The 19997-nt window shown below is 58.7% G+C and carries 17 protein-coding genes; 7 read left to right on the forward strand and 10 right to left on the reverse strand.

Going from position 1 to position 19997, the window contains the following annotated elements:
• The first annotated feature begins 616 nt into the window (after nucleotides 1-616).
• From BLR24_RS03450 to BLR24_RS03475, 6 genes are all read left to right on the forward strand, one after another.
• A complete protein-coding gene (locus tag BLR24_RS03450) occupies nucleotides 617-1591 on the forward strand; it encodes a hypothetical protein (protein WP_139188696.1) in 975 nt (324 codons plus the stop codon).
• Nucleotides 1592-1609: 18 nt separating this feature from the next.
• Complete coding sequence (locus BLR24_RS03455; RefSeq protein ID WP_175543159.1) at nucleotides 1610-3097, forward strand: hypothetical protein; 1488 nt, start codon at nucleotides 1610-1612, stop codon at nucleotides 3095-3097.
• Nucleotides 3098-3173: 76 nt separating this feature from the next.
• Nucleotides 3174-3662: a hypothetical protein gene (locus tag BLR24_RS30255; RefSeq protein WP_217636279.1), complete on the forward strand. Its 489-nt coding sequence runs from the start codon at nucleotides 3174-3176 to the stop codon at nucleotides 3660-3662.
• Nucleotides 3663-4054: 392 nt separating this feature from the next.
• On the forward strand, nucleotides 4055-5065 hold the full coding sequence (locus BLR24_RS30955) for a helix-turn-helix transcriptional regulator (RefSeq protein ID WP_254787144.1): 1011 nt from the start codon (nucleotides 4055-4057) through the stop codon (nucleotides 5063-5065).
• A 195-nt stretch (nucleotides 5066-5260) separates the two neighbouring features.
• Nucleotides 5261-6817, forward strand: a complete 1557-nt coding sequence (locus BLR24_RS30260; RefSeq protein ID WP_139188699.1) for an AAA family ATPase — start codon at nucleotides 5261-5263, stop codon at nucleotides 6815-6817.
• Nucleotides 6818-8668: 1851 nt separating this feature from the next.
• On the forward strand, nucleotides 8669-9067 hold the full coding sequence (locus BLR24_RS03475; RefSeq protein ID WP_093012575.1) for a hypothetical protein: 399 nt from the start codon (nucleotides 8669-8671) through the stop codon (nucleotides 9065-9067).
• 597 nt (nucleotides 9068-9664) lie between these two features.
• Here the strand turns inward: BLR24_RS03475 and BLR24_RS03485 are convergent.
• On the reverse strand, nucleotides 9665-10027 hold the full coding sequence (locus BLR24_RS03485) for an H-NS histone family protein (RefSeq protein WP_368086183.1): 363 nt from the start codon (nucleotides 10025-10027) through the stop codon (nucleotides 9665-9667).
• Between the two features lie 374 nt (nucleotides 10028-10401).
• Between BLR24_RS03485 and BLR24_RS03490 the strand changes: the two genes are divergently transcribed.
• Nucleotides 10402-11082, forward strand: a complete 681-nt coding sequence (locus BLR24_RS03490; protein WP_093012585.1) for a hypothetical protein — start codon at nucleotides 10402-10404, stop codon at nucleotides 11080-11082.
• A 193-nt stretch (nucleotides 11083-11275) separates the two neighbouring features.
• Here BLR24_RS03490 and BLR24_RS03495 read toward each other — a convergent pair whose 3' ends face one another.
• The 9 genes from BLR24_RS03495 to BLR24_RS03535 form a co-directional block, all read right to left on the reverse strand.
• Nucleotides 11276-11461, reverse strand: coding sequence for a hypothetical protein (locus BLR24_RS03495; protein ID WP_139188701.1), 186 nt, complete (start codon nucleotides 11459-11461; stop codon nucleotides 11276-11278).
• Nucleotides 11462-11693: 232 nt separating this feature from the next.
• Nucleotides 11694-12665, reverse strand: coding sequence for an acyl-CoA desaturase (locus tag BLR24_RS03500; RefSeq protein ID WP_093012591.1), 972 nt, complete (start codon nucleotides 12663-12665; stop codon nucleotides 11694-11696).
• Nucleotides 12662-14320 (reverse strand): AMP-binding protein, encoded by a 1659-nt coding sequence (locus tag BLR24_RS03505; protein WP_093012594.1) that lies wholly within the window; start codon nucleotides 14318-14320, stop codon nucleotides 12662-12664. Before BLR24_RS03505 ends, BLR24_RS03500 begins: the two co-directional genes overlap by 4 nt.
• The gene (locus BLR24_RS03510; protein ID WP_175543160.1) at nucleotides 14317-14559 is read right to left on the reverse strand and encodes an acyl carrier protein; all 243 of its coding nucleotides are present in this window, start codon (nucleotides 14557-14559) and stop codon (nucleotides 14317-14319) included. Before BLR24_RS03510 ends, BLR24_RS03505 begins: the two co-directional genes overlap by 4 nt.
• A 2-nt stretch (nucleotides 14560-14561) precedes the next feature.
• Nucleotides 14562-15497 carry an acyl-CoA desaturase gene (locus BLR24_RS03515; protein WP_217636280.1) on the reverse strand — a complete coding sequence of 312 codons (936 nt, stop codon included), beginning with the start codon at nucleotides 15495-15497 and terminating at the stop codon, nucleotides 14562-14564.
• 80 nt (nucleotides 15498-15577) lie between these two features.
• Nucleotides 15578-16411, reverse strand: a complete 834-nt coding sequence (locus BLR24_RS03520) for an SDR family oxidoreductase (RefSeq protein WP_093012603.1) — start codon at nucleotides 16409-16411, stop codon at nucleotides 15578-15580.
• Nucleotides 16408-17607 (reverse strand): MFS transporter, encoded by a 1200-nt coding sequence (locus BLR24_RS03525; protein WP_139188702.1) that lies wholly within the window; start codon nucleotides 17605-17607, stop codon nucleotides 16408-16410. Before BLR24_RS03525 ends, BLR24_RS03520 begins: the two co-directional genes overlap by 4 nt.
• Nucleotides 17608-17657: 50 nt before the next feature.
• Nucleotides 17658-19139 carry a class I adenylate-forming enzyme family protein gene (locus BLR24_RS03530; RefSeq protein ID WP_093012609.1) on the reverse strand — a complete coding sequence of 494 codons (1482 nt, stop codon included), beginning with the start codon at nucleotides 19137-19139 and terminating at the stop codon, nucleotides 17658-17660.
• Nucleotides 19132-19983 (reverse strand): iron-containing redox enzyme family protein, encoded by an 852-nt coding sequence (locus BLR24_RS03535; protein WP_093012612.1) that lies wholly within the window; start codon nucleotides 19981-19983, stop codon nucleotides 19132-19134. Before BLR24_RS03535 ends, BLR24_RS03530 begins: the two co-directional genes overlap by 8 nt.
• Between the last annotated feature and the right edge of the window lie 14 nt (nucleotides 19984-19997).

Genomic DNA, 19997 nt, shown 5'->3' on the forward strand with positions numbered 1-19997 from the left:
ACTCTGCGTCAGGCACGTCGACCACCGGGGCGAGATCTCGGGGCACGCGCGTCGGGCGCGGATGTCCGTATGACTCGCGAAAGCCCTGGCTCGAAAACTGCTGCATCGTAAGGGCCGCAATGAATTCACGGCGCTGACATCGCAGGGTGGGCTTAGCAAACATCCAAATAAAAAGCCGCTCGGAGCAAGGGGCAAGCGGGTCGACTGGCCTTTCCAAGCCGCCCTACTTGTACCAGTGGTCCTGCCTGTACTTCGACGCCTCGGGAACTGACGTTGAACCACTTCTCGGTTCTATTTGTGATGTCAATCACCATCAGGCTGTTGTTGTCGTCCATCCAATCAGGCGTTGCCGTATGCAGTATTGCAAAATTGGCATTCAAGTGCGCTCGTAAGGCACGCTGAGGAAATCAAGAATACTGGAGAAGCAATGAAATTGTCGTTCGCGTGCGCGGGAGGGACGTGCGCGAGCACGAATTTGGCGAGGCCACCGCGAGCCGTTCTGGTTGGCTTGCTCGTGTCTGCCTGCTCGATCTTCACAGCTTGCACTACCACCCTAGGTCCTCCGACCGTGGTTACGTCCGCTGGCGCCGTAAATGCGACAAGTGGATCTGCAGGCTTGGCGGGAAAGTTCTATACAGCCGAGCAGGCAGCTCTCGCCGATCCAGATAACACCAGCAGCGGAGCCGCAATGTTGGCGCGAGGTTTTCCCCTGATCAGGGCAAGCTGCAACGACTACTTCGACTCGGCGGGAAAGACGCAGCGGTGGATCATCGTCGCGCGGGACACCGTTGGCGCCGTTGGAACATTGGCCACTGCGGTGCTCGCCCTCCACAACGCAAGTCAGATGGCAGTCTCAAACACTGCGATCGTTACGGGCGCGGCGTTCACCGGCTTGGATCTATACACAAAGAATTTCCTCTTCGCGGCTGAGAACGTGGACAGTGTTCGGACTCTTGTTTTGAACGCACTGAGTGTTCATGAAGAAGCCGTGGGCCAGTTGGGCAGCATGGCCTATGGGCCATCCCTGAATGCCTTGCTGGACAACCAGAACATTTGCGCACCGATGCACATTGCTGCATTGGCGAGAGAGGCCATCCAACGCGGGGTCGTGGTCGCTAGGACAGATTTGACCCAAGGCGTCGCGCTAGTTACGCAGCGGACTGACGACCAAGTCCAGAGTGATCTAGGTGCGCTTTTGAATCCCCCCGGTATCGTGTCTAGCGAACAGTCGGGAGCGTTGTGGTGGCTGTTGAAAGAGGCAAGCAGCCCTGCAGAGAGGGTACAGAACATTGCTCCGCGGTTGGCTGGCCTGCCTGCGAGTACGGATCCTTTTGACCGTACCAATCCGGCAGCGCCAGTTCTAAAGGCGGCTTGGTCACAGCAGCAAGCCGTTTCGCGGCTGCTTGACGGATTCAGCGCCCCTACCAAGGAGGGATTCAGATCGACCATCGCGGGGATTCGCGTCTTCGTGGCAGCACCTGCTCCCGCCGTTCTGCCTGGACAACCAGGCCCAGTGCCACCGGATTTTCGGCTGAGTCGCATTCGCGGCGCATCGTCTACTGGGCGCGTCAGCGTCGGAATTGGAAAGTAGCAGCACTTCGGGAGAGTAATGATGCGCGCTTCGAGATTCTTGGCTTGTTTTCTTTTTGGACTTTGCATACTCCTGTCCCCTGCAATTTCCAGTGCTGCAACCCATCGGCTGGTGGTAGCAGCAAATCCTGACCTTCGCGTCGCCAACGCTGAAGTAGACAAGATCATCGATGAGATGAACAAGACTATGGCCACCTCGGCGTATCCCTGGGACGAGGCATGCATTGCGGTTCGGTTTGAGCGGAGGGGAAACGTGATCCAAGATTCGAATCTGCTGGATGCGGGAACGCATGCGGAACTCTTTGAAAACCTCAGAACATTTGCCCCTTCCGCTCAAGTGTTTGTTGTGAGTGGCATCAATTGTTCGGGAGTCCTGGCGGCCGGCTGTGGCCCCATCGGCAAGGAGCCAATGATCGTTGGGCAGTACCCGGACCTGAATGCCCAACTCTGGCTTCATGAACGGGGGCACAACATGGGGCTGAAGCACTCGGGGGAGAGTCCTTCGCTATCGAAGTCTGTCGACCCTGCAATTGGACGGCGGTTCATGTTCTGGATGCTTGGTATCGGGCATGTAGGCAAAACTGCGGAGGAATGCAAAGCGTTCCAGGCTACGAAGTTGTCCTCGGTAGTTCAGGATCTGCCGAGTCCAGCGGTTCCCGCAAGCTTGGCGGATATCGCCATCAGTCGTTCGTCTTCCCACTTTTTCCAGGCAAGCACCGCAATGGCGGCACCCGTGAAATTTTTGGGCGCAGATACGGTCATCGCCCAAGCTTCGCCCCCCGCAGAGGCTCAAACTGCAGCATCCTTTGATGCCGAGCTGACCAGGGCCGCCGCCCAGGCAAACTTGACTTTGCCGGCCTTCCAGATCATTGGGGCGCCGTGGGTCGACGGTGCGCCCGTAGACGCAATCAAGAACCTCTCCGAGCGCGACCTTGACTCCGTCCGAGGCCTACTCAAGGGATCGCCGAATAGATTCTGGTCTCAGGCCCTTGGTGTCCTTGGCATCGCCGGTTCAGCGGCCGACGTCGAATTGATCAAGTCAGCTCTTGAGTTTCCAATGCCAGCTGTGGGCCCTGCCGCGGACCTGGAGACAGTCCGGGCTGTGCGCAATCTCACCAGCATAAAGCTGGCCGCGCCGCTCGCACTTGGCGTCCTCGCAAATCGCACGAAGTCCAGCCAAGCAGTGGACATTCTCAAAGAGACCTCCAATCTTGACCGATCCATGACGCTCATGGGAAGAGGAGCCGGTACGAGCTTGAGCAAGACTGCTCTCAGTGCCCTGGCCGTAGCCGACACGCCAGCGTCGAAAAGTTTCGTCAATACAGTGATCAATCTCCAGCAGGGTGGGCAGTTGCCTGAGCCGATTACCAAGTCCAATCTGGGTGCGGCTCGCGCTGCGCCAATCAGCATCCCCGAAGCATCGATCCTCAATAAGAGCGCCTTGGACGTGCAGCAACAAGGAATCGATGCTTACATCAAGCGCGGTGCGCTCTCCGAAACTCGTTGATCGCTGGCCGAAAGACGTGAAAGCTGGTGGGCCAGCTACAAACCTCGTAAGGGCGCCACTGGCAAGATTCCCCGCCATGAAACCTGATCCGCCCATACACAGTTCTGTTGACATGGCTGCCGATTACTTTCACGTCTCCGACATGATTCATGCGCCTGGGGGCATCCATGCAGCAGGTCGTTATGGAGGGACAGTATTTTCGGCTTCGGCCGAGGAAATCGCCGAGGATCCACATGGCGAGCATCTTCGGGAACGGGTGCGGGCCGAAAAATTCGTAAATAAGCCCTCCCGCTTCAAATCCAGTTTCGTTCTTGAATCGCTTAAAGAGGCTCTATCGTTTCGGGAGGCCGCCGGGCGCAGAGGTGCCATCTATCGGGTGCGTTTTGTGAATCCAGACGCCGCAGCCCACAAGGTTTGCTACAGCGCGAAGACGCCCTACGAATCTTCTCCCATTCATCCAGAGATTGTCGCCACCCAGTTCTGGGCCAACCCGCCCATCTATAGCAATGAAATATTCGCCGAAAGCGAACTAGAAATCATAGAGCTGTGCGCTCCACCTCTTTGATCGTGCACGCCGTACGTGCAGCGAACAAGCCGCCAAGGCTGTTGCCCCACACCCCGCACCACGCACCGGCATACACCCAGAGACTCGGCGTGATCCAGGAAAGCGCTGAAGAGCGGCAGTGTTTGGTTGTCGAGATGCATTCCGCCTCGAAGACGAGTCAGGCCCTGCCCGGGCCCTTCGGCAAGAATCGCGAGCAGGCCGCGAGCCGCGAGTGCCCGTCCAATGTCAAGGCACACGCTCCCCCAGTCCCTCAACCCCCTACAACGATCACTGCAGCCCGTTACAGCCGTTGCAGCCACACTTTCGGGATAGACGATCCAACCATGAAGACCTCCGTATGTCGTCGATAGTTGCACCGTCAACTCTCAAGCTCACTACCGTCACGTCCGCGCATGCAAAAAAGCAATATCCGGCTCCCCTCTGAGGACTTCATCGATCTTTGGGACTTCACCCGACTCATTGCCAAAGCCATTTGTCCGAGCCTTCGAGAAATCGAGGATCATTCTTGGCTCCAACAAAAACTAGTAAGGCTGCCCGGATCAGCTTTCGACACCCAATTCGAGATGACGGTAGAAGAAAGGGACTCTCTTGTGCGCCTTGTACCGGGCCTGCCAGCTCGCGCCGGCATGTCGAAGGGAGATCGAGACGTGTTCATGGAAACCTATGTAAAGCATCCTGACAGCTTTCCCTGGGTTCCTAAACTCGTGACCGACGAAGAAGTCACAGCCAACGGCTTCAAGATTCTCCAGATCCAGGAAAAACACCTTCTCGCGCTCCAACGGAAGATCGCCTCAGGCGAGATCATCGCTCTCGACGAGAACCACATCACCGAGACTCGGATCGGAAAGAACATCTTCGTTCGTCGAGAAGATGCCATACGCTACCTTGAGCAGCAGCACCTGCAAGTCAGTGAAGATCAGTCCGTTCAAACGGTGCCACATAGCCCAAAGCGCGCGACCAACTCGAAGAGAAATTCGGCACCCGAACCGATTCCGCGCATGGCCGAGCCGAACAAAATTGTCGCAGGCGATGCAAACCTTGCACAAACAATCGAACTCAAAGCGACGCCAACCACAGGGCGCGTCGCCGAAACATTCGTGAAGCCTAAAGCAGCGGATCGTCGGACCTCGGCGCACATTCCTGCAGGTATCAAATCGGCAGAGGACAATGAGCCTCTGGACACGCACTCAGCTAAGGCACCCTTGGTGATCTTGCGCCGCAAGCAGGTCGAAACGCGCACAGGCCTCTCTCGTTCTACGATCTACGACAAACTGGACCCAAACTCCCCTCGCCATGACCCCAGTTTTCCCAAACAGATCAAACTATCTTCAAGTTCAAGCGGATGGCTGGAGTCGGAGATCGACGATTGGCTCACCGGACGAATGAATGCGCGCCGAAGCTAGTGCAGTTGTGCAGTTGTGCAGTTGTGCAGTTGTGCAGTTGTGCAGTTGTGCAGTTGTGCAGTTGTGCAGTTGTGCAGTTGTGCAGTTGTGCAGTTGTGCAGTTGTGCAGTTGTGCAGTTGTGCAGTTCGAGTCTTAGTGCCCGGAATCCAGGCAAACTCGGTCGACATATCAGATAAACCGCGATAGCCAGAAAAATGCAAGATCAGAACCCCGAGAGCAGCTCGACAAACCACATCTTCGGAAACAAAGAGGGGAAGAAAAAATCCCGCTTGCGTGAAGTAGGAAACCCGTACATACAGGACATCCAGCCTATCTGGGAACGGAATCTCTGCAGAGGTCGCCTCCACGCGATTGTGGGCCCGGCCGATTCTGGAAAAACAAAAACGGCCAGCTTGATCGCATCCACTGTGGCAACATCACCTCCTAATGATCGGCCGTGGCCTGACGGCGCGTCGTGCTATGGAGGGTTGGTCGTCATATGCACCAGCAGTGACTACGAGACTGCAAGCTTCGAACTACAACTGCGGGCTCTTCAGACAGATTTGCGGCAGGTCCGTATGTTCTCTTTAGACGAAGTAAGCTTAGAGTCAAATCTAAAGGAACTTGAAGAAGCCATCAACGAAATCGCAGCCCCGGTTGCGCTCGTCGTTTTTGAAGGTCTGGACAGGTCCCAATCGCCGCGAAGAAATGGCATGAATCCCGGGCCCCAGCTCGCTGAATTTGCCCATCGGAATGATTGCGCGGTGCTTGCGACTACCACCATCCCCGAAAGCATAGTTAAAGCGCCAAATAGCGTCGTGGGCCGACTTCCAATCTGCGGAAGCGCAGCGGTTGTATTCACAATTTCCAATGCGCGGTTCTCGAATGACCAGGAGGAAGGGCTTCCAAGCATAACTCGCATCAAATCCACGATTGGCCCTAAGGACGAGAGCTTTGGGTTCGAGATCGTTGCGACAAACGCGATCGTGGAAGGTCGCTATGTGCCAGCGGCAGTTGCTCGGTGGACCGGGCAACGCACACTTCAATCCTTCGCACAAGACACTTCTGTGAAGGGCCGGGAAAGGCGTCAAAACCAACGAGAACGAGCTGCAGCATTTCTGCGCGTCCTCCTCGGTGGAGGGGCCATGTCCAGCGCCAGTGTGATTCAAAAATGTGCACTCGTGCAAATACCCGAAGACACGGCTCGCAGAGCGGCAACAGATATTGGCGTGATTAGACAGCCACAGTCACTAGGGGGAAGGCGCGCACCCGATATCTGGTCTCTTCCCGGCAATTCAGCGACGGGATATCTGGCCATGGCTCAACAGGCCGCAGTAGCAGCGAACCCGGGATTCGTTGCACCACGTCCTTCGTCCTACAGCCATTTCTCCGGTTACCCCCCGTCTCCTCTCTGGGTCGATCTTGCAAGACCCTTAGGCAATTCAAGCCAACAAGCAGCACAGCCGTTCGAGCGCAGCGGCGCGTCTAGTATGGGAATCCACATACCCGCGACCCCGCATGCACCCGAGCCGGCATATTTCACTCGTGAAGTTGCCAAGGTTGCCCAAGTTGGGCAACCTTGGCAATCTGCGCATCGTCAATCCGTGCCGCCATCGAGTATGGCGGGAGAGAAAAAGTTTGATGGCCGGAATACAGGCCCGAACGAGAGCAACGCGCAGCCAGGGATACATTCCTCAGCGCCCGATGACATGTATGCGGAGCTTTCGCTTTTTGATCTTGTTAAGGGTCATTTGAAAAAGAAAGGTGACTAGGACACCTGGTTGCACAACGATTGCGGGCTCCACAGCGATTAGCTACCGTCGCGATCCCGCGGAAGCCATCGCTGCATATTGGAAAGCACCAATTCCCAGAGAGACTGGCCTCGCTGTCGATGCAAGTCATTCGGCAGAGCATTGGGTTCTGCCGAGAAAAGATCGGGGCATACCTCTGGTACGGCTTGGTCGTTCGCACCGACCAAGCCGTCTAGACATCTACAGCTATTGAATCTTCAAGTATCAGGGCCATCGCCTCTACTTGAGGTAATGCTGTACTGCATAAGATAGTTGCACCACAGAGACTCTGAACCCAGTGGCGATCTCGTCTTCCGCCAACTTCGCCGTAAGTTGCCGATGGGTTGAACAGTGAAGCGCCCCACATGGGCCGCCGCCGTCTAAGGCCCTAAGAGCTACTGTGCCACTATGCCGTCGACTCGTAGAACTGATCAGGCGGCAACTCACCTCACCTCGGCTCGGCTCGGCTCGGCTCGGCTCGGCTCGGCTCGGCTCGGCTCGGCTCGGCTCGGCTCGGCTCGGCTCGGCTCGGCTCGGCTCGGCTCGTTGCGAATGTAACTCGGGGCTGACACAAGGTTCACGTTGGATGGCTTCACGGTGCAAGCGGCGGACGTGTGGTGTTGCACGGACAATTTCAGGTCTAGTGCTGGACTGCGTGATCCGTTTTTAAAGCCGGTCCACTTAGCCACCCTATCGCATCCCTACGATTCTTCGCAGACAAGATGCGCCACTGGCTCTCAGGTAACGACAATGCGCGACTTCCCGCTGCCCGACAACACAAAAAAGATCAACCATGTGGCATGCAGAAAAAATTTACTGCGTCAGCCCATGCTTTGTCAGGCGCCGGGAGGTAGCCCGGCATCCGGCATCACCGATGCGGGAGCCACTGCCCTGGGTTTATGTTCTTATTTACAGAGAGGTACTTCGTACCTCTCTCTGACAAGTTCGGACGGAGAGAAGAGGACTTCCGCGAGGAAGGCAGAAGCATGGCCTCTCGCAACGCGAGAGAAGGAGAGATCCTCACCTGATGACATTTGCCTGAAGACTGGACAGTGCCAAGCAACGAGACCCGAAACTGTGTTGCGGCGACCGCAAGCGTCTTAGTGTGCCCTCTCTCGACGAACACGCGGCGCCGCAAAACGGACAGCTGACATCTACGGGTTCGAAACTCTGATATCTGCGCCGACCCTGCTACGAGCACCCCGGGGGGACGCACCAGCGGCGCCCAGGGCCTGCGGCGGCCTCGAGTATTAGCGCCCCGCAAAACCTTAAATCGATTGCAGCGGGGTGGGGTTGGTCTGCTGAATTCGACCTCCTACTCCCTTGGCAGAGGCCTAAAGCGCGGACGTCTGCCGAGAGGCACGGGCGCGCATCTAGAGATGCTGTTGGTGAAAGCGCCTTCGCGGGGGCTCAAACCGTCATCTCGCTCCAAGCCGGCATGACTTGAGCTCTGCTCCATTGGCTTCGCAAGAGGCTAGGCGATTCTTATCGCAAAGGGTCATGACATGACAGCGAGTTCCGCTGTCCTCACGTTTGATCAATTTCTCATCTCCCAAGGAGTCGACATGCCTCTCCCCCTTTGAATACCGCGAACCCATTTGGCCACTGCCCCGCTTGGCAAACTCCGCTGAGACGCCTCTGCGTGATCCTGTCTTACGACAGATTGCAGATCAAAGAAGCTCGCGTCCAACTGGTCGCCTCTGGCGGCATAACGTCCCAGCATGGGATCGCGCAGATCAACACAACTTGCGATTAACAAAGATGACCCACTACTCGGAAATACGTCCTTCGGACCCTTGCTCGAACTGTGGCGCCTCCATCGGCCACATTCACGTGAACCTGCATCGCAACGAGGAACGCCTCACAAAACCCGGCAACACCGGCAATCACTTGGATGTGGAGAACGCCCAAGTGCTGAACTCGTACTGCATGAAGTGCGGGGTGACGGCTGCCCGCAATGACCTGAAGAATCTTGGCTTTGTTCCTCACGCCGTGGAGGACTATGAAAATACTTGCGTTTGCACGAGTTGCGGGACAGCCCCAATCGACATGTATGAGTGGCATCCCACATACTTGATTGCCGTCAATTGCTTCTCTGAAAAATTTGGTCTCGACACGGCAGAGGAGACAGAAGCTGTGATTGCGTGCGCGGGATGCGAGGCAAAGTACGGAGCGTCGAAACAACGACTACTCAGATTGGTTCTCAGCAAGCGCGGCCTCAGGGCCCTCTAGACATAAACATCGACTAGTTGAAGATTTCGACAATGCTCAGACGTCGAGCACATGGCGCAGGGGACCCGCCAAGCCTCACCAATCAGCGGTGCCGAGGGTGGGCGTGCGCTGGTAGAAAGCGCACGATCGCGCCGATGATGCCGCGGCCATTCCGGTAGGCAAACATCACGGTGCCTCCGCGTTGCAACTCGCGTGTATGGGTTGTCGACCGGGGCAGGTTCGTCGGGCGGCGGCTCATAGGGAGCTTGCTCGTCATGCCGTTCTGCATCTGATAGCCCTGCATCGCCGAACGGGGATCTTTCGGGCCGAATCAGGAGACCGCGGACGCTGACTGTGGGACGGAGAGCCCCCAGGCAACGCTGGAAGCAACGCACATGGACCAGGACTTTTCCCTGGATCGACCCGAAGGACCAAGGATTAGTCCACTTCTGAGCAGATTCTCGTTGAGCCAGGCTGGAGTCGAACCAGTTGAATGGCGAACGACCGACGACTACTTTCCAATCACCGATGAGCCACCATGTCTGGTTCAACTGCCGACATGGAGATTACTGAGGTGGCGACAACCAGCGACCCGCACGACAGCACCGCCGGCAGTTGCTACTTCGCGCGCAAATCGTCCGCGGACTTACCGGCCTCGAGCGCAGCCTTGAACCACGTGGGGCGGGGACCGCGACCACTCCAGACATTGCCCTGTTCGTCCTTGAACTTTGGCACCCCAGCCGCGGTGGCCGGCTTGGTGGACTTGCGACCCTTTTTGCCATTGCCTCGCTTGGCGAGAGCGACGTTGCCAGATGCCTTGCCGAGGCCAAGATCAGCCGCGGTGAAGCCATACACAGCAATCGCTTCTTTAATGCGGCTGAGCACGCCGTCCGCTTCTTTCCTGCGCAATTGCTCGGCTTCCTTTTGCAGCTGTTCAATCTGCTTTTGAACCTGAAGAAAAGTTTTGGTCATAATTTGCATTCGACAAGTAAGAGAATGCGAAGCATAGACCATTCGGACAACAACGGCCTGTCGGCGCAAGTCGCATTTCACAATCTCGCTCCAATCACACGCTCGGCCGCATGGCACCTTTGCATCGACGAGCCCCACGTCATCGTTGACAGTGGGTATTCAGTCTCCTGGCCCGCAAGGGTGCTAAATGTTCCGCAGCTGTGGTCGATTTCCTCGTTGTAACTTCACGCGCAGTGCAAAGAAAAAGAGACATCGCTGACCTATTGCGGGTCTGGACCATGTTCTCGGCAACTATCGCCCACATTCTTAGAAAACGATGACCTAGGCAGGCAATCCGTGAGGTGCTTTGTCCAGCAAACTGTCCGCGACGGACCATTCTCCCTATGCTCTTTGACTTCTTCTCATCTCTGGCACAGCCATCATTCGCTGCTTGGATCGGCGTAGCGCTGGCGATCTCGATTTGTTCGATCACCTGGTGGCTAGGCGAACGATCTTTTGCAACTCGCAACCCCCAGCGTTACTGGCGCGGTGTCGCACTGTTGGCCGAACTCTGCGCCAGTGTGGGGTTGATCGGATTGGTAACGTACGCGGGGAGGGAGCGCGGTGACTTTCTGCAAGTTGAATACGCAACGCAAGTGCGCGACAGTGAGCGAACTCTGAGCGAGACGCAGTCCGCACTTTGGCAAACCACGTGTATTCGTCCAGTCGAGATGACATCACGACTGCGCGGCAGCGGACCAATCCATCGCCTTTGCGATGTCCTCCGCAGCTCGCTCGCCAAATACAACCCCGATACAGATTGGCGCTTCGTGCAAGAGAAGTTCACTGAGATCACTCGAGCCCCTGACTTTGATGCTCGCCTTATCGCTCCAACCCAGTTGGTGGTGCGTTCGATTGAGCAAATGACGCAAGCTCGGAACACCCTCGCGGGCTATCAGGGGCAGGCCCAAGCAGTAAGGGTGGGTTCAAATAGTTGGGGATTTTTGCTATTTGCAGCTGCCTTGGCGATCGCAGCTGTTGCGCTGAAGTGCGCCAGGGCGGCAAGCGAGTTCAAGGAAGCCTGAAATCCGAGGCACGTGCGATAGCAGCTGCCTTTGACGCGACCTACCGGCGGTGGCAACACCAGAATCCGGGGCCGGCCTAGTCGGCCTCGTCTCCCTTTCATCGGTGATTTCTGCGAAATCGAGCGAAAAAAAGACTATCTCGCGGATGCCCTAGGCACCCTCCACAAGACTGATCTGTAAAGGGTGCCCAGTCTCATCGCGTTTCAGCGCGGCCGTTTCCACGTCGCTGCTCGAGCCCATGCATGTTCGTCATGTTGGCCAACCGCGCTTCCTCTTCAGCCGCACGCCGCACTTGCTCCAGTCGATGCGGGTCGGACTGCTTGCAAGCCAACATGGCCCGGTCTACCTGCATGAGGAATTCCTCATCGAGCGCGGGCATGTCTTCCCTAGGATCTGCGACTGGGGTTTCGTCGGTCCTTCTCAAGAGGCTTGCCCTCCGAAGAGAACCCCCTGCACATGTTTCGCACCGCTCCCATGCGCCGGGAAGGCATGTCGACCCGCCCCGGGGGGCTTTTCGTGAGAAGTTGAAGGCGCCGGCTTCTACCGGAGCCGTCATCGTTGCGATGCCCGACCGGCCGCGCGATGAGCATCGAGTGCATGGCGCGCCCAGACTATAAGGAGGCTGGAGGCTCGCCGGTTTGGGACTTGATTGGCGCAGCGGATCGAACGTCCGTGATGAGCCCTATCGATTCAGCAAGCCGGATCAACCACCAGATCGGATCCGCCTGCCACCAACGAAATCCCAGACGGGCAGATCCTGGGAACGCATGATGATTGTTGTGCCATCCTTCCCCCAGCGTCAGCAGCGCGAGCCAACCGACGTTGCGACTCTGATCCGACGTGGCATGCGGTCTCCAGCCAGTCATATGGCCGAAGGAATTCACCGCGCTCGGGAGCATGATTCCGGCGAAAAGACGAACGCCGCCACCCCAGAGTGCACCGTCGAAGGCCCCCCTCCACGATCCATCTATCAATCCGACGATGATCGCAGGAGCTACCAGGCCAGCAATCACGATTCTCGAATAGGACTGGCTGACTCTCTGCAGCGGCGCATCGCGCAAGATGTCCTTGGCGAACACAAGAGGATTTGTCGTCCTGTGGGAGTAGATCCAGGTGACCTGCGCATGTACGAATCCCTTCCATTTCGACAACGGTGTTTGGCCGTTGAAGTACGGAGAATGCACATCGTTGGGCTGATCTGTGAACACATGGTGACGCCGGTGATTGCTGACCCAATGCGCGACCGATCCTTGCGCAGCAATGGAGCCCGCGATAGCCAGGGCAACGCGAATGGATGTGGGTGCGACGAATGTTCGGTGAGAAAAGAGCCGGTGAAAGCCCATGCCGATACCCACCATACCGATGATGTAGAGAATCAAGGCGACCCACAGGGCTGCTGGCGTGACCGTTCCGAAGACGAGTTGGAGAACTGCCACAACCGTCGCCAGGAACGAACCGCCCACGAAGATCGTGTTGCTGCGGCTTGCGCTCGCCTGGATATGGGGATTCCTGACGAACAGCCGTTCCTCCGGAATTCCCGCGAATGGTGCCGAAGCGACCGCCTTTTCTTGAAGATCACTCACACGAACTCCACGGCAAACAGCTTCTGCAAACTGCTGCGGGAAATCTTGCCGACACTGGTGCGCGGAATGGCGTCCACGAAATGGATCTGCCTGGGTAGTTTGTAGGCCGTCAGATGCGCACGGCAATGCATGAGGACCTCTGTCGCGCTCAATTCGACGTGGGGCTTTCGAACCACCAGCAGATTGACGATCTCGCCAGCGCTTTGATCCGACGTTCCGAAGCTCGCGCAATCGGCGATGGCCTCATGCCTCGCGACCACCGCGTCGATCTCCGTTGGATAGACATTGAAGCCCCCAACAATGATCAGGTCTTTCTTCCTTTCGACGATGCGCACGAAACCCTCCGCGTCCATGGTTCCGACATCGCCGGTCAGGAAAAAGCCATCCTTGGTCATCACCTTCGCGGAGTCTGGCGCGTTGCGCCAGTAGCCGGTCATGACCTGTGGGCCGCGAATGGCGATCTCGCCTATCGTCTCGTTTGGCACTTCACGCGCGTCCTCATCCAGGATGGCAACCTCGGTGCTGGAGACGGGCAGGCCAATGGACCCGGACCTTGCTGTGCCATCAACAGGATTGCAGCATGCCAATGGCGCCGTCTCGGACAGCCCGTAGGCTTCTGCGATGGGGCAGCCGGTCACCTCGAGCCAACTCTTGGACACCCGCGGCTGAAGCTTCATACCGCCCGCGATGCATACGCGCAAACCGCTGAAATCGAACGAGAGAAAGCGTGGGTCCATGAGCATGGCCGCGAACAGAGTATTGACCGCGGGAAGCATATTGAGCCGGTGACCCGACAGCTGGGCCACCGCGCCACGAATGTCGAACGCATTGGCGACCAGTACTGTTGTGGCTGCCATGCGAACGCCCAACAGAAGGCAGGCGGTCAGACCGAAGATGTGATACAGCGGCAGCACGCAGCCGATGGTCAAGGTCCCTTCCTCAGCGAATGCACGCAAGCTGGGTCTGACCCACGCCTCGCATTGAAGAATGTTGGCGATCAGATTTCGGTGCGACAGCTGAGCTCCGCGAGACGCACCCGTAGTGCCTCCGGTGTACTGGAGAAGGGCTGTATCACTCGGCGCGATGGCACGAGGGACAAACGTCGGATTCGCCGCCGATCGAAGCACCTCGTGCAGCTTCGCCATCGATTCCAGGCCCGCATCCGCGGTACCGAGCAACGCGCTGGGATCCCGGCCAACGACGACCACGTGCTTCAGGCCCGTGGACTTCATCATTGATCCCGCCATCTCCACGAGCTTGTCCGTGCAGATCAATACCTCGGCCTCCGAGTCACGAAGCACGTACTCCAGTTCCGGTGCCGTGTACTGAGGATTGACGCAAACACCGATGCATCCGCTGCGAATGATCCCCAGAAGCGCCACCGGGTACTCAATGACGGTCGGCAACATGACCGCAACCCGCGCGTCGGGCGCGAGCGCTAGGCTCTGGAGATAGGCGGCGAGCGCTCGAGACTGGCAATCCAGCTCCGCAAAAGTCAACCGTTCGTCCAGACACGCGAACGCGTTCCGATCCCCCCCACACGCCAGCGAAAGATCGATCAATTCGGTCAGTGTGCCGAACGAATCCGGGTCTATGGCCTCCGGGACGTCCGCTTCATATGAATTCAGCCAGGCTTGGCGCGCAGGCCTGCTCATTTGTATTGCTCCACGACGAAGGCGGACAACGAATCGATGGTCGGATGCTCAAAGAGTGCTGACGGATGGATCTCGTGCCCCAGCCACTCTTCAATCTCCGCGGAGAAGCTGACCAATGCGGTGGAATCGAATCCGAATGACTGGAACTCCGCATCCCGCTCCACTTCGACCGGATCGATCTCGAACGTCGTCGCGATGAAGTCGACACACCACTGTGCGATCTCGTCTTTGGTTTTCATGGCTAGCTCCTCGTTGAAGATGGACTGTCTCGTTGCGTAACCTGCTCTGCAACGCGCCATTCAGCCTCGCGCGCGGCAATCTGTTCTTGCTTGGGCACCCGCAGATCGCTGGCGAGGCCGAGAAAGCTCATCGACCGGATGAACCAGTAGGTGAGGTCCAGGTTGTACCAATCGAGACCCACCTTGGGGGAATTGGCGAAACGGTGGTGATTGTTGTGCCACGACTCGCCAAGGCTCGGCAAGGAGAGCCACCAGAGGTTGCCACTACGGTCAGGAGTGTCAAAGCGGCGCCTGCCGGTCAGGTGCGCCAGCGAAGTGACGGTCCAAGTCATCTGTTGCAGCAGGACCATGCGAAACAGTCCTCCCCACAGCAGGCCCGAAACCGCACCAGTAACGTCGCGGTGAACTGCGGCGCCGATGGCGGCCGGGATGATCAACCCGGCCGCGATCCAGTAGTGATACTGGCCATTGATGCGCATCAACACCTTGTTGCGCAGGACGTCCGGCGCCACTCGGACGATGTTGGGATAAGGATGGCGCCACATCCAGCCGAGGTGCGAGTGGAAAAGCCCTTTGGCCTTGTCGAGGAAGCCGTCTCCATGCAGGTTCGGGCTATGCACATCTCCCGGCACATCGCTGCATTCGTGATGCGTACGGTGGATGGCAACCCACGATGCGATGGCGCCCTGCGCGCCCATGGATCCGAGCCATGCCAGCACGAGCAAAAGCCGTGGGTGGGCGGCATACGACTTGTGGGCCACAAGCCGATGAAAGCCGGCCGTGATCCCAAGTGTCGTGAGAAACCATCCCCCAATGAAGAGGAGCCATTCGGTCGGCCCGGCGTAGACGCTGGACCAGTACAGCGGGAGGCCGAGTACCGCCAAGTGAGGAACGACGTTGAAAAGCAGCACGTGCTGGCGCTGCATCCGATGGATCATGGGTGTCGAAGTACCAGAATTCCGCAGTGTCATGGCGCTTCGCGTTCCCGTCGGGCTTTTTGCATGCAGGAGAGCGAGACTCAGCGGGTTGCCGCTGTTGGCTGCGTCGGGCCACTTGAACCCGTAGGCTTGGTCAGAAGACGGTCGAGAGCGCCGGGCAAGATGGCCTGAAGGGTCTGTAACAGACGGACGCGCCCGAGTACCAATTCGGGAGTCCGGGCGAGCGCCGCGGCAAGAACATGCCGCGCACACTCCGAAGCGCTCATGGCCGATTCGCTGCCGTAGCTCTCGGGCGAGGGCATTCCGCTGGCATTGAGCATGTTGTCCCTGACGGCGGTCTTGACGGTATCCGGGCTGACGAGCGTGACGGAAACGCCAGTGGGCATCAGTTCCCGACGCAGCGTCCTGCAAAAGCCCACGACAGCATGCTTAGCCGCGGCGTAGGCGCTATACCCTGGAACACCGGCGTGCCCAACCAGTCCGCCGACCACCACGATACGCCCCTTACGCTTCGTGAGATGCGGCAAGGCGTGATGGCAGAGAAATACGGTGCTGTCGTAATTTACCCGCATGACCCGAACGCAGGCCTGCGCGTTGTCCGCGTCGGCGAACCGGCCCTTCATCGCCTGCCCGGCGACGCAAAACAAGGCATCGACGCCGCCAAACTCGCGCACCGCCTCAGCGATCGCCCGGGCGCACTCGTCCTCGAGCGACAGATCGCTGACGACGACGACGAGCTTTCCGGCGTTCTCGGCACATTGCTGCGCAACCGCGGACAGCCGCTGGGAATCACGTCCCACGAGCACGAGATTCGTGCCCTGCGATGCGAGCTGGATGGCGACCTCTCGTCCGATGCCGCTCGATGCACCAGTGACGACAGCGACTTTCGTCGCGAACGATGCTGCGGAACTCATGCGGCTTTTCCTTTTGGAATAGGGCTCGGATCGGGTGTTCGATAGAGCATCAGCGCGGCGGCGGTGAGCAGACCTAGTCCCACTACGCAGACATAAAAGGCCGTAGGGCCCCAAGTGGAGAGCAGCAATCCGCCAGCCAGCGGCGAGCCATACATGCCGAAGGTGTAGGTCGCATTGAAGAGCCCCACCGGCCGGGCGCTCACCGCGGGTGCGAAAAGCGAAGCGATCCACACCATCAGCACCGGATAGGTGATGCTGAAACCCAGACCGAACTGCAACGCGGCAGCCACAGCACTTGCGTTGCCTGCACCACTGACCCAGAGCGTCGCCACCCCCAGGGCCATGAAGCCAATTCCGGCTCCCGCGGCCAGTTGGGTGCGAAGGCGCCGCACATAGTCGAGAAGCAGAAATCGCGCGACCAGGTACGCGACAACGAACGGCACAAAGAACATGTGGATCGGCGTACCGGCTGCGGCGAGCAGCGAGACGACGAAGATGTTCACCGCTCCGAACACAGCAGCCGAGACGAAGCCGCCCCAGCACGGCAGAAGAACTTGGAACTGACTCAGCAGCGAAAGATAGCTCGCGCTCGATGCGACGGACGCCCCGGCCACGGGAGCCTGCGGGTCCGGCATGGCGAGCAGAACGGCTGCGGCGAGGAACGCGGGAACCGAGGTGATGAGGAAGTACGAAAACAGGCCTTGGGATCCGAAGATCTGCTGGGCAACCGTCGGACCGAACAACGATGGCAGCAGCTGCATTGCGCCATAGATCCCCACAAACTGCATAAGTCGGGCAGGTATCAGCGTCCCGCGAACCAGTACGAACGCCGCGGGCATGAACAGGCCCATGCCACCGATCATGACGGCGAGGGATGCGGCGGGCGCATTGGTCTGGCCCATCCGGCTCGACCAAGCCAGCGAGGCATAGCCAGCGGCGACCATGAGGATGCCCAGAATCAAGACCATTCGAGCGCGGATGACCGTCAACAGCTTGCCTGCAAGCAGGCCGCAGATCATGACCGGAATGGCTCCGCCGGACACGAACACGCCGGTTCGCGCCGGGTCGAAGCCAACGCTGGCGAGGGCCGTCGCCAGAAATGACAAGCAGGCCCCCGTTGTAAAGACCAGGAACGTCGCCACGGTAACTCCGATGTACAGCCTTCGCGATGACGACGAATGGAATGCAGAACTCATTGGATTTCTCCCTAATTTGAACGACAGGAATAACTGAACCGTCGAAGGGCTCAGGCGAGTTGCTTGCGTAGTACTTTTCCCATGCTGTTGCGCGGCAGTCGATCCCAGCGGCGCAGTGAGAACCTCATCGGGCTGTGAGCGTCCAGCGTGCGAGCAAGTGCCAGCGCCTGATCATCGGCAGACACCCAGTGGACGACGAGTTCATTGCCTGTAGGAGTTTCATTGAAGGTAACCGACACCTCTTCGCACGAGGTGTTCGCGAGAAGCCGGTTCTCGATCACGCTCGGATAGATTCGTTCCTCGCCGACTCGAGACGTGTCCTCAAGGCGATCGAGGACGACGAGGTAGCCGTCGTCGTCAAAGTACCCTACGTCGCCGGGCACCAGATACGCGCGGCCGTCGCCACCGGGGGCATACCAATAGCTCGCCTGGATCTTCGGATCTCGATAGCCGGACATCATGAAGGCGCTATGGCCCACGATCCTTCCCGCCCCATTCGCGGGAAGCGGCCGACCTTGGTCGTCAATGACGTTCATGTCGTAGATCCCGATGGGTTTTCCGACCGTGTGGAGCTTCGAGGTGTCACTGCAGTCCAGCAGCGTCCCTACCCCTCCCTCGGTGACTCCGTAGATTTCGCAAAAGCGGCCCGGCAGCGCCTTCGCGATCGCCTCCTTTTCCGTCGGTGCCAATCTGGAGCTCGAAGAGATATGGAGTGCCAGGCTGCCCATGTCGAAGCGGCCGATGCAACCGGCGCGAAGCAGCGCTCGGTAATGAAGGGGACTCAGCACGAAATGGGTGACTCCGTGCGTCTCGACGGCCGCGCAGAACGCCTCGGGTGCAAAGTCGCGCAGGATTACGATCTGCCCGCCATTGCACAGGGCCGAATACCAGGTCGTCAGCGAGAGGTTGTTCGCCATCGGTAAGGCCACCAGAGTCACCGCCGCCTCGGACATCCCCATGGCGATCAGGGCCTGGGCAACGCTCTTGCGCGCCCCGTACGAATGGGCGATGGCTTTCGGGATACCGGACGTTCCGGAGCTATAGACAATGCTGAAGACACCCGACTCCGCTCGCAACGCCCCGGTCAGCGCGTTCGTCTCCGCTCGGGATTTCACTCCGCAAAGATCGCTTGGCGCGATGAAGCGAACATCGGACCCGCATCGATCCAGCAATTCGGTGTCATCCGTGACGACAACGGCGGCCTTGCTTTTCTCCATCAGCCGCCACAGCCCGTCGGGCGGCAGATCCACGGGAAAGAGTTCGAAGGCCGCGCCGCTCGTCGCGCATGCGAACGTTACAACGGCCAGCGCGGTGGAGTTTGGAAGATGCACGCCAACGACGGCCGGCTCGTCCGGGTCAGCGCGGGAACGGATCGCCGAAACCAGGCCGTCACGAGCACGCGCCACTGCGGAATGGAACGCGCTCCAATTCATCGCGCCGGTCTCGTCGATGCACGCCATGCGCTCCGGTGCCTGCATCGCCCATCGCTCGAGCTGCGCTGCAAGCTCGACTGACGATTCGGACTCAGGCATACACGGGGCTTCTGCTTTGCGTCCGCAGGAGACGGAACTGATAGTCCACGTAGGACTGGCAGGTATCCATCAAATGGAGTGCTAGGTGGCGCACCTCCTCAGTACGCTCGAGGGTAAGCGCTTGTCGGACGATATGCCAGCTATCTTCCGAGTGATCGTCGTCGACGACATGGCCATCATGGTCCTCGACGTGAATGGCGTGGTATCCACGGCCCGTGTCAACGGTGGAGAGAGCCCGCGTCGCGGTCGCCCAGCAGTCGCTCCAGGGGCTGAGCGTGGATTCATACGCCGCAAGCACGGTCGCGAGCCGCAAATGGTCATTGCGGTTGGTCTCCAGCACATTTGCCATGTGGATGGCCGCGGAGGATGCGCGATGCGCACGGACCATTGCTTCGGAGATGCCCAGTTGTTCGAGCACGTCGTACAACTGAAGCACATGCGCCTTGCCTGGATTTCCGATAAAGCCCTCGACCGATGCTCCGGGCTCGAAACCCAATTCATCGATGACATTGATCTGGAGCAGAAAACGGGCAGCGGTGACACCCCGCCGGCCGATGCGGTCCTCGATCTGCGCGCAGTTCAGCACCGCCTGCAGAACATAGTCGATGAAGCGACCCGAGACTGCGTGTACGGTGTCGAGGTAAAAGCCGCGCAGCCATTCGAGCGAGCCTTCCCCTGCATTCATCGCCGCGATCAATGGATGCTGCACGAACGCGTGCTGCTGCAGTTCAGTACTCAGTTCGCGGGTGAACGTGTCGTTGCGCTGCCATTGCACATCAGCGATGCTTTCACGCACCGCGTTGCGCGCGGCAGTGCGTGCGCCAATCTGTAGGGTATTGGTCATTCGGATACTCCCTT

The organism is Variovorax sp. OV700 (genome assembly GCF_900099805.1).
Classification (GTDB): Bacteria; Pseudomonadota; Gammaproteobacteria; order Burkholderiales; family Burkholderiaceae_C; genus Variovorax.

Bases quoted from the DNA above. Each gene is read 5' to 3' on its own strand.
- BLR24_RS03455 (WP_175543159.1), top strand. From the start codon at position 1,610: ATGATGCGCGCTTCGAGATTCTTGGCTTGTTTTCTTTTTGGACTTTGC.
- BLR24_RS30255 (WP_217636279.1), top strand. From the start codon at position 3,174: ATGAAACCTGATCCGCCCATACACAGTTCTGTTGACATGGCTGCCGAT.
- BLR24_RS30955 (WP_254787144.1), top strand. From the start codon at position 4,055: ATGCAAAAAAGCAATATCCGGCTCCCCTCTGAGGACTTCATCGATCTT.
- BLR24_RS30260 (WP_139188699.1), top strand. From the start codon at position 5,261: ATGCAAGATCAGAACCCCGAGAGCAGCTCGACAAACCACATCTTCGGA.
- BLR24_RS03485 (WP_368086183.1), bottom strand. From the start codon at position 10,027: ATGCAAATTATGACCAAAACTTTTCTTCAGGTTCAAAAGCAGATTGAA.
- BLR24_RS03490 (WP_093012585.1), top strand. From the start codon at position 10,402: ATGCTCTTTGACTTCTTCTCATCTCTGGCACAGCCATCATTCGCTGCT.
- BLR24_RS03495 (WP_139188701.1), bottom strand. From the start codon at position 11,461: ATGCCCGCGCTCGATGAGGAATTCCTCATGCAGGTAGACCGGGCCATG.
- BLR24_RS03505 (WP_093012594.1), bottom strand. From the start codon at position 14,320: ATGAGCAGGCCTGCGCGCCAAGCCTGGCTGAATTCATATGAAGCGGAC.
- BLR24_RS03510 (WP_175543160.1), bottom strand. From the start codon at position 14,559: ATGAAAACCAAAGACGAGATCGCACAGTGGTGTGTCGACTTCATCGCG.
- BLR24_RS03515 (WP_217636280.1), bottom strand. From the start codon at position 15,497: ATGATCCATCGGATGCAGCGCCAGCACGTGCTGCTTTTCAACGTCGTT.
- BLR24_RS03520 (WP_093012603.1), bottom strand. From the start codon at position 16,411: ATGAGTTCCGCAGCATCGTTCGCGACGAAAGTCGCTGTCGTCACTGGT.
- BLR24_RS03525 (WP_139188702.1), bottom strand. From the start codon at position 17,607: ATGAGTTCTGCATTCCATTCGTCGTCATCGCGAAGGCTGTACATCGGA.
- BLR24_RS03530 (WP_093012609.1), bottom strand. From the start codon at position 19,139: ATGCCTGAGTCCGAATCGTCAGTCGAGCTTGCAGCGCAGCTCGAGCGA.
- BLR24_RS03535 (WP_093012612.1), bottom strand. From the start codon at position 19,983: ATGACCAATACCCTACAGATTGGCGCACGCACTGCCGCGCGCAACGCG.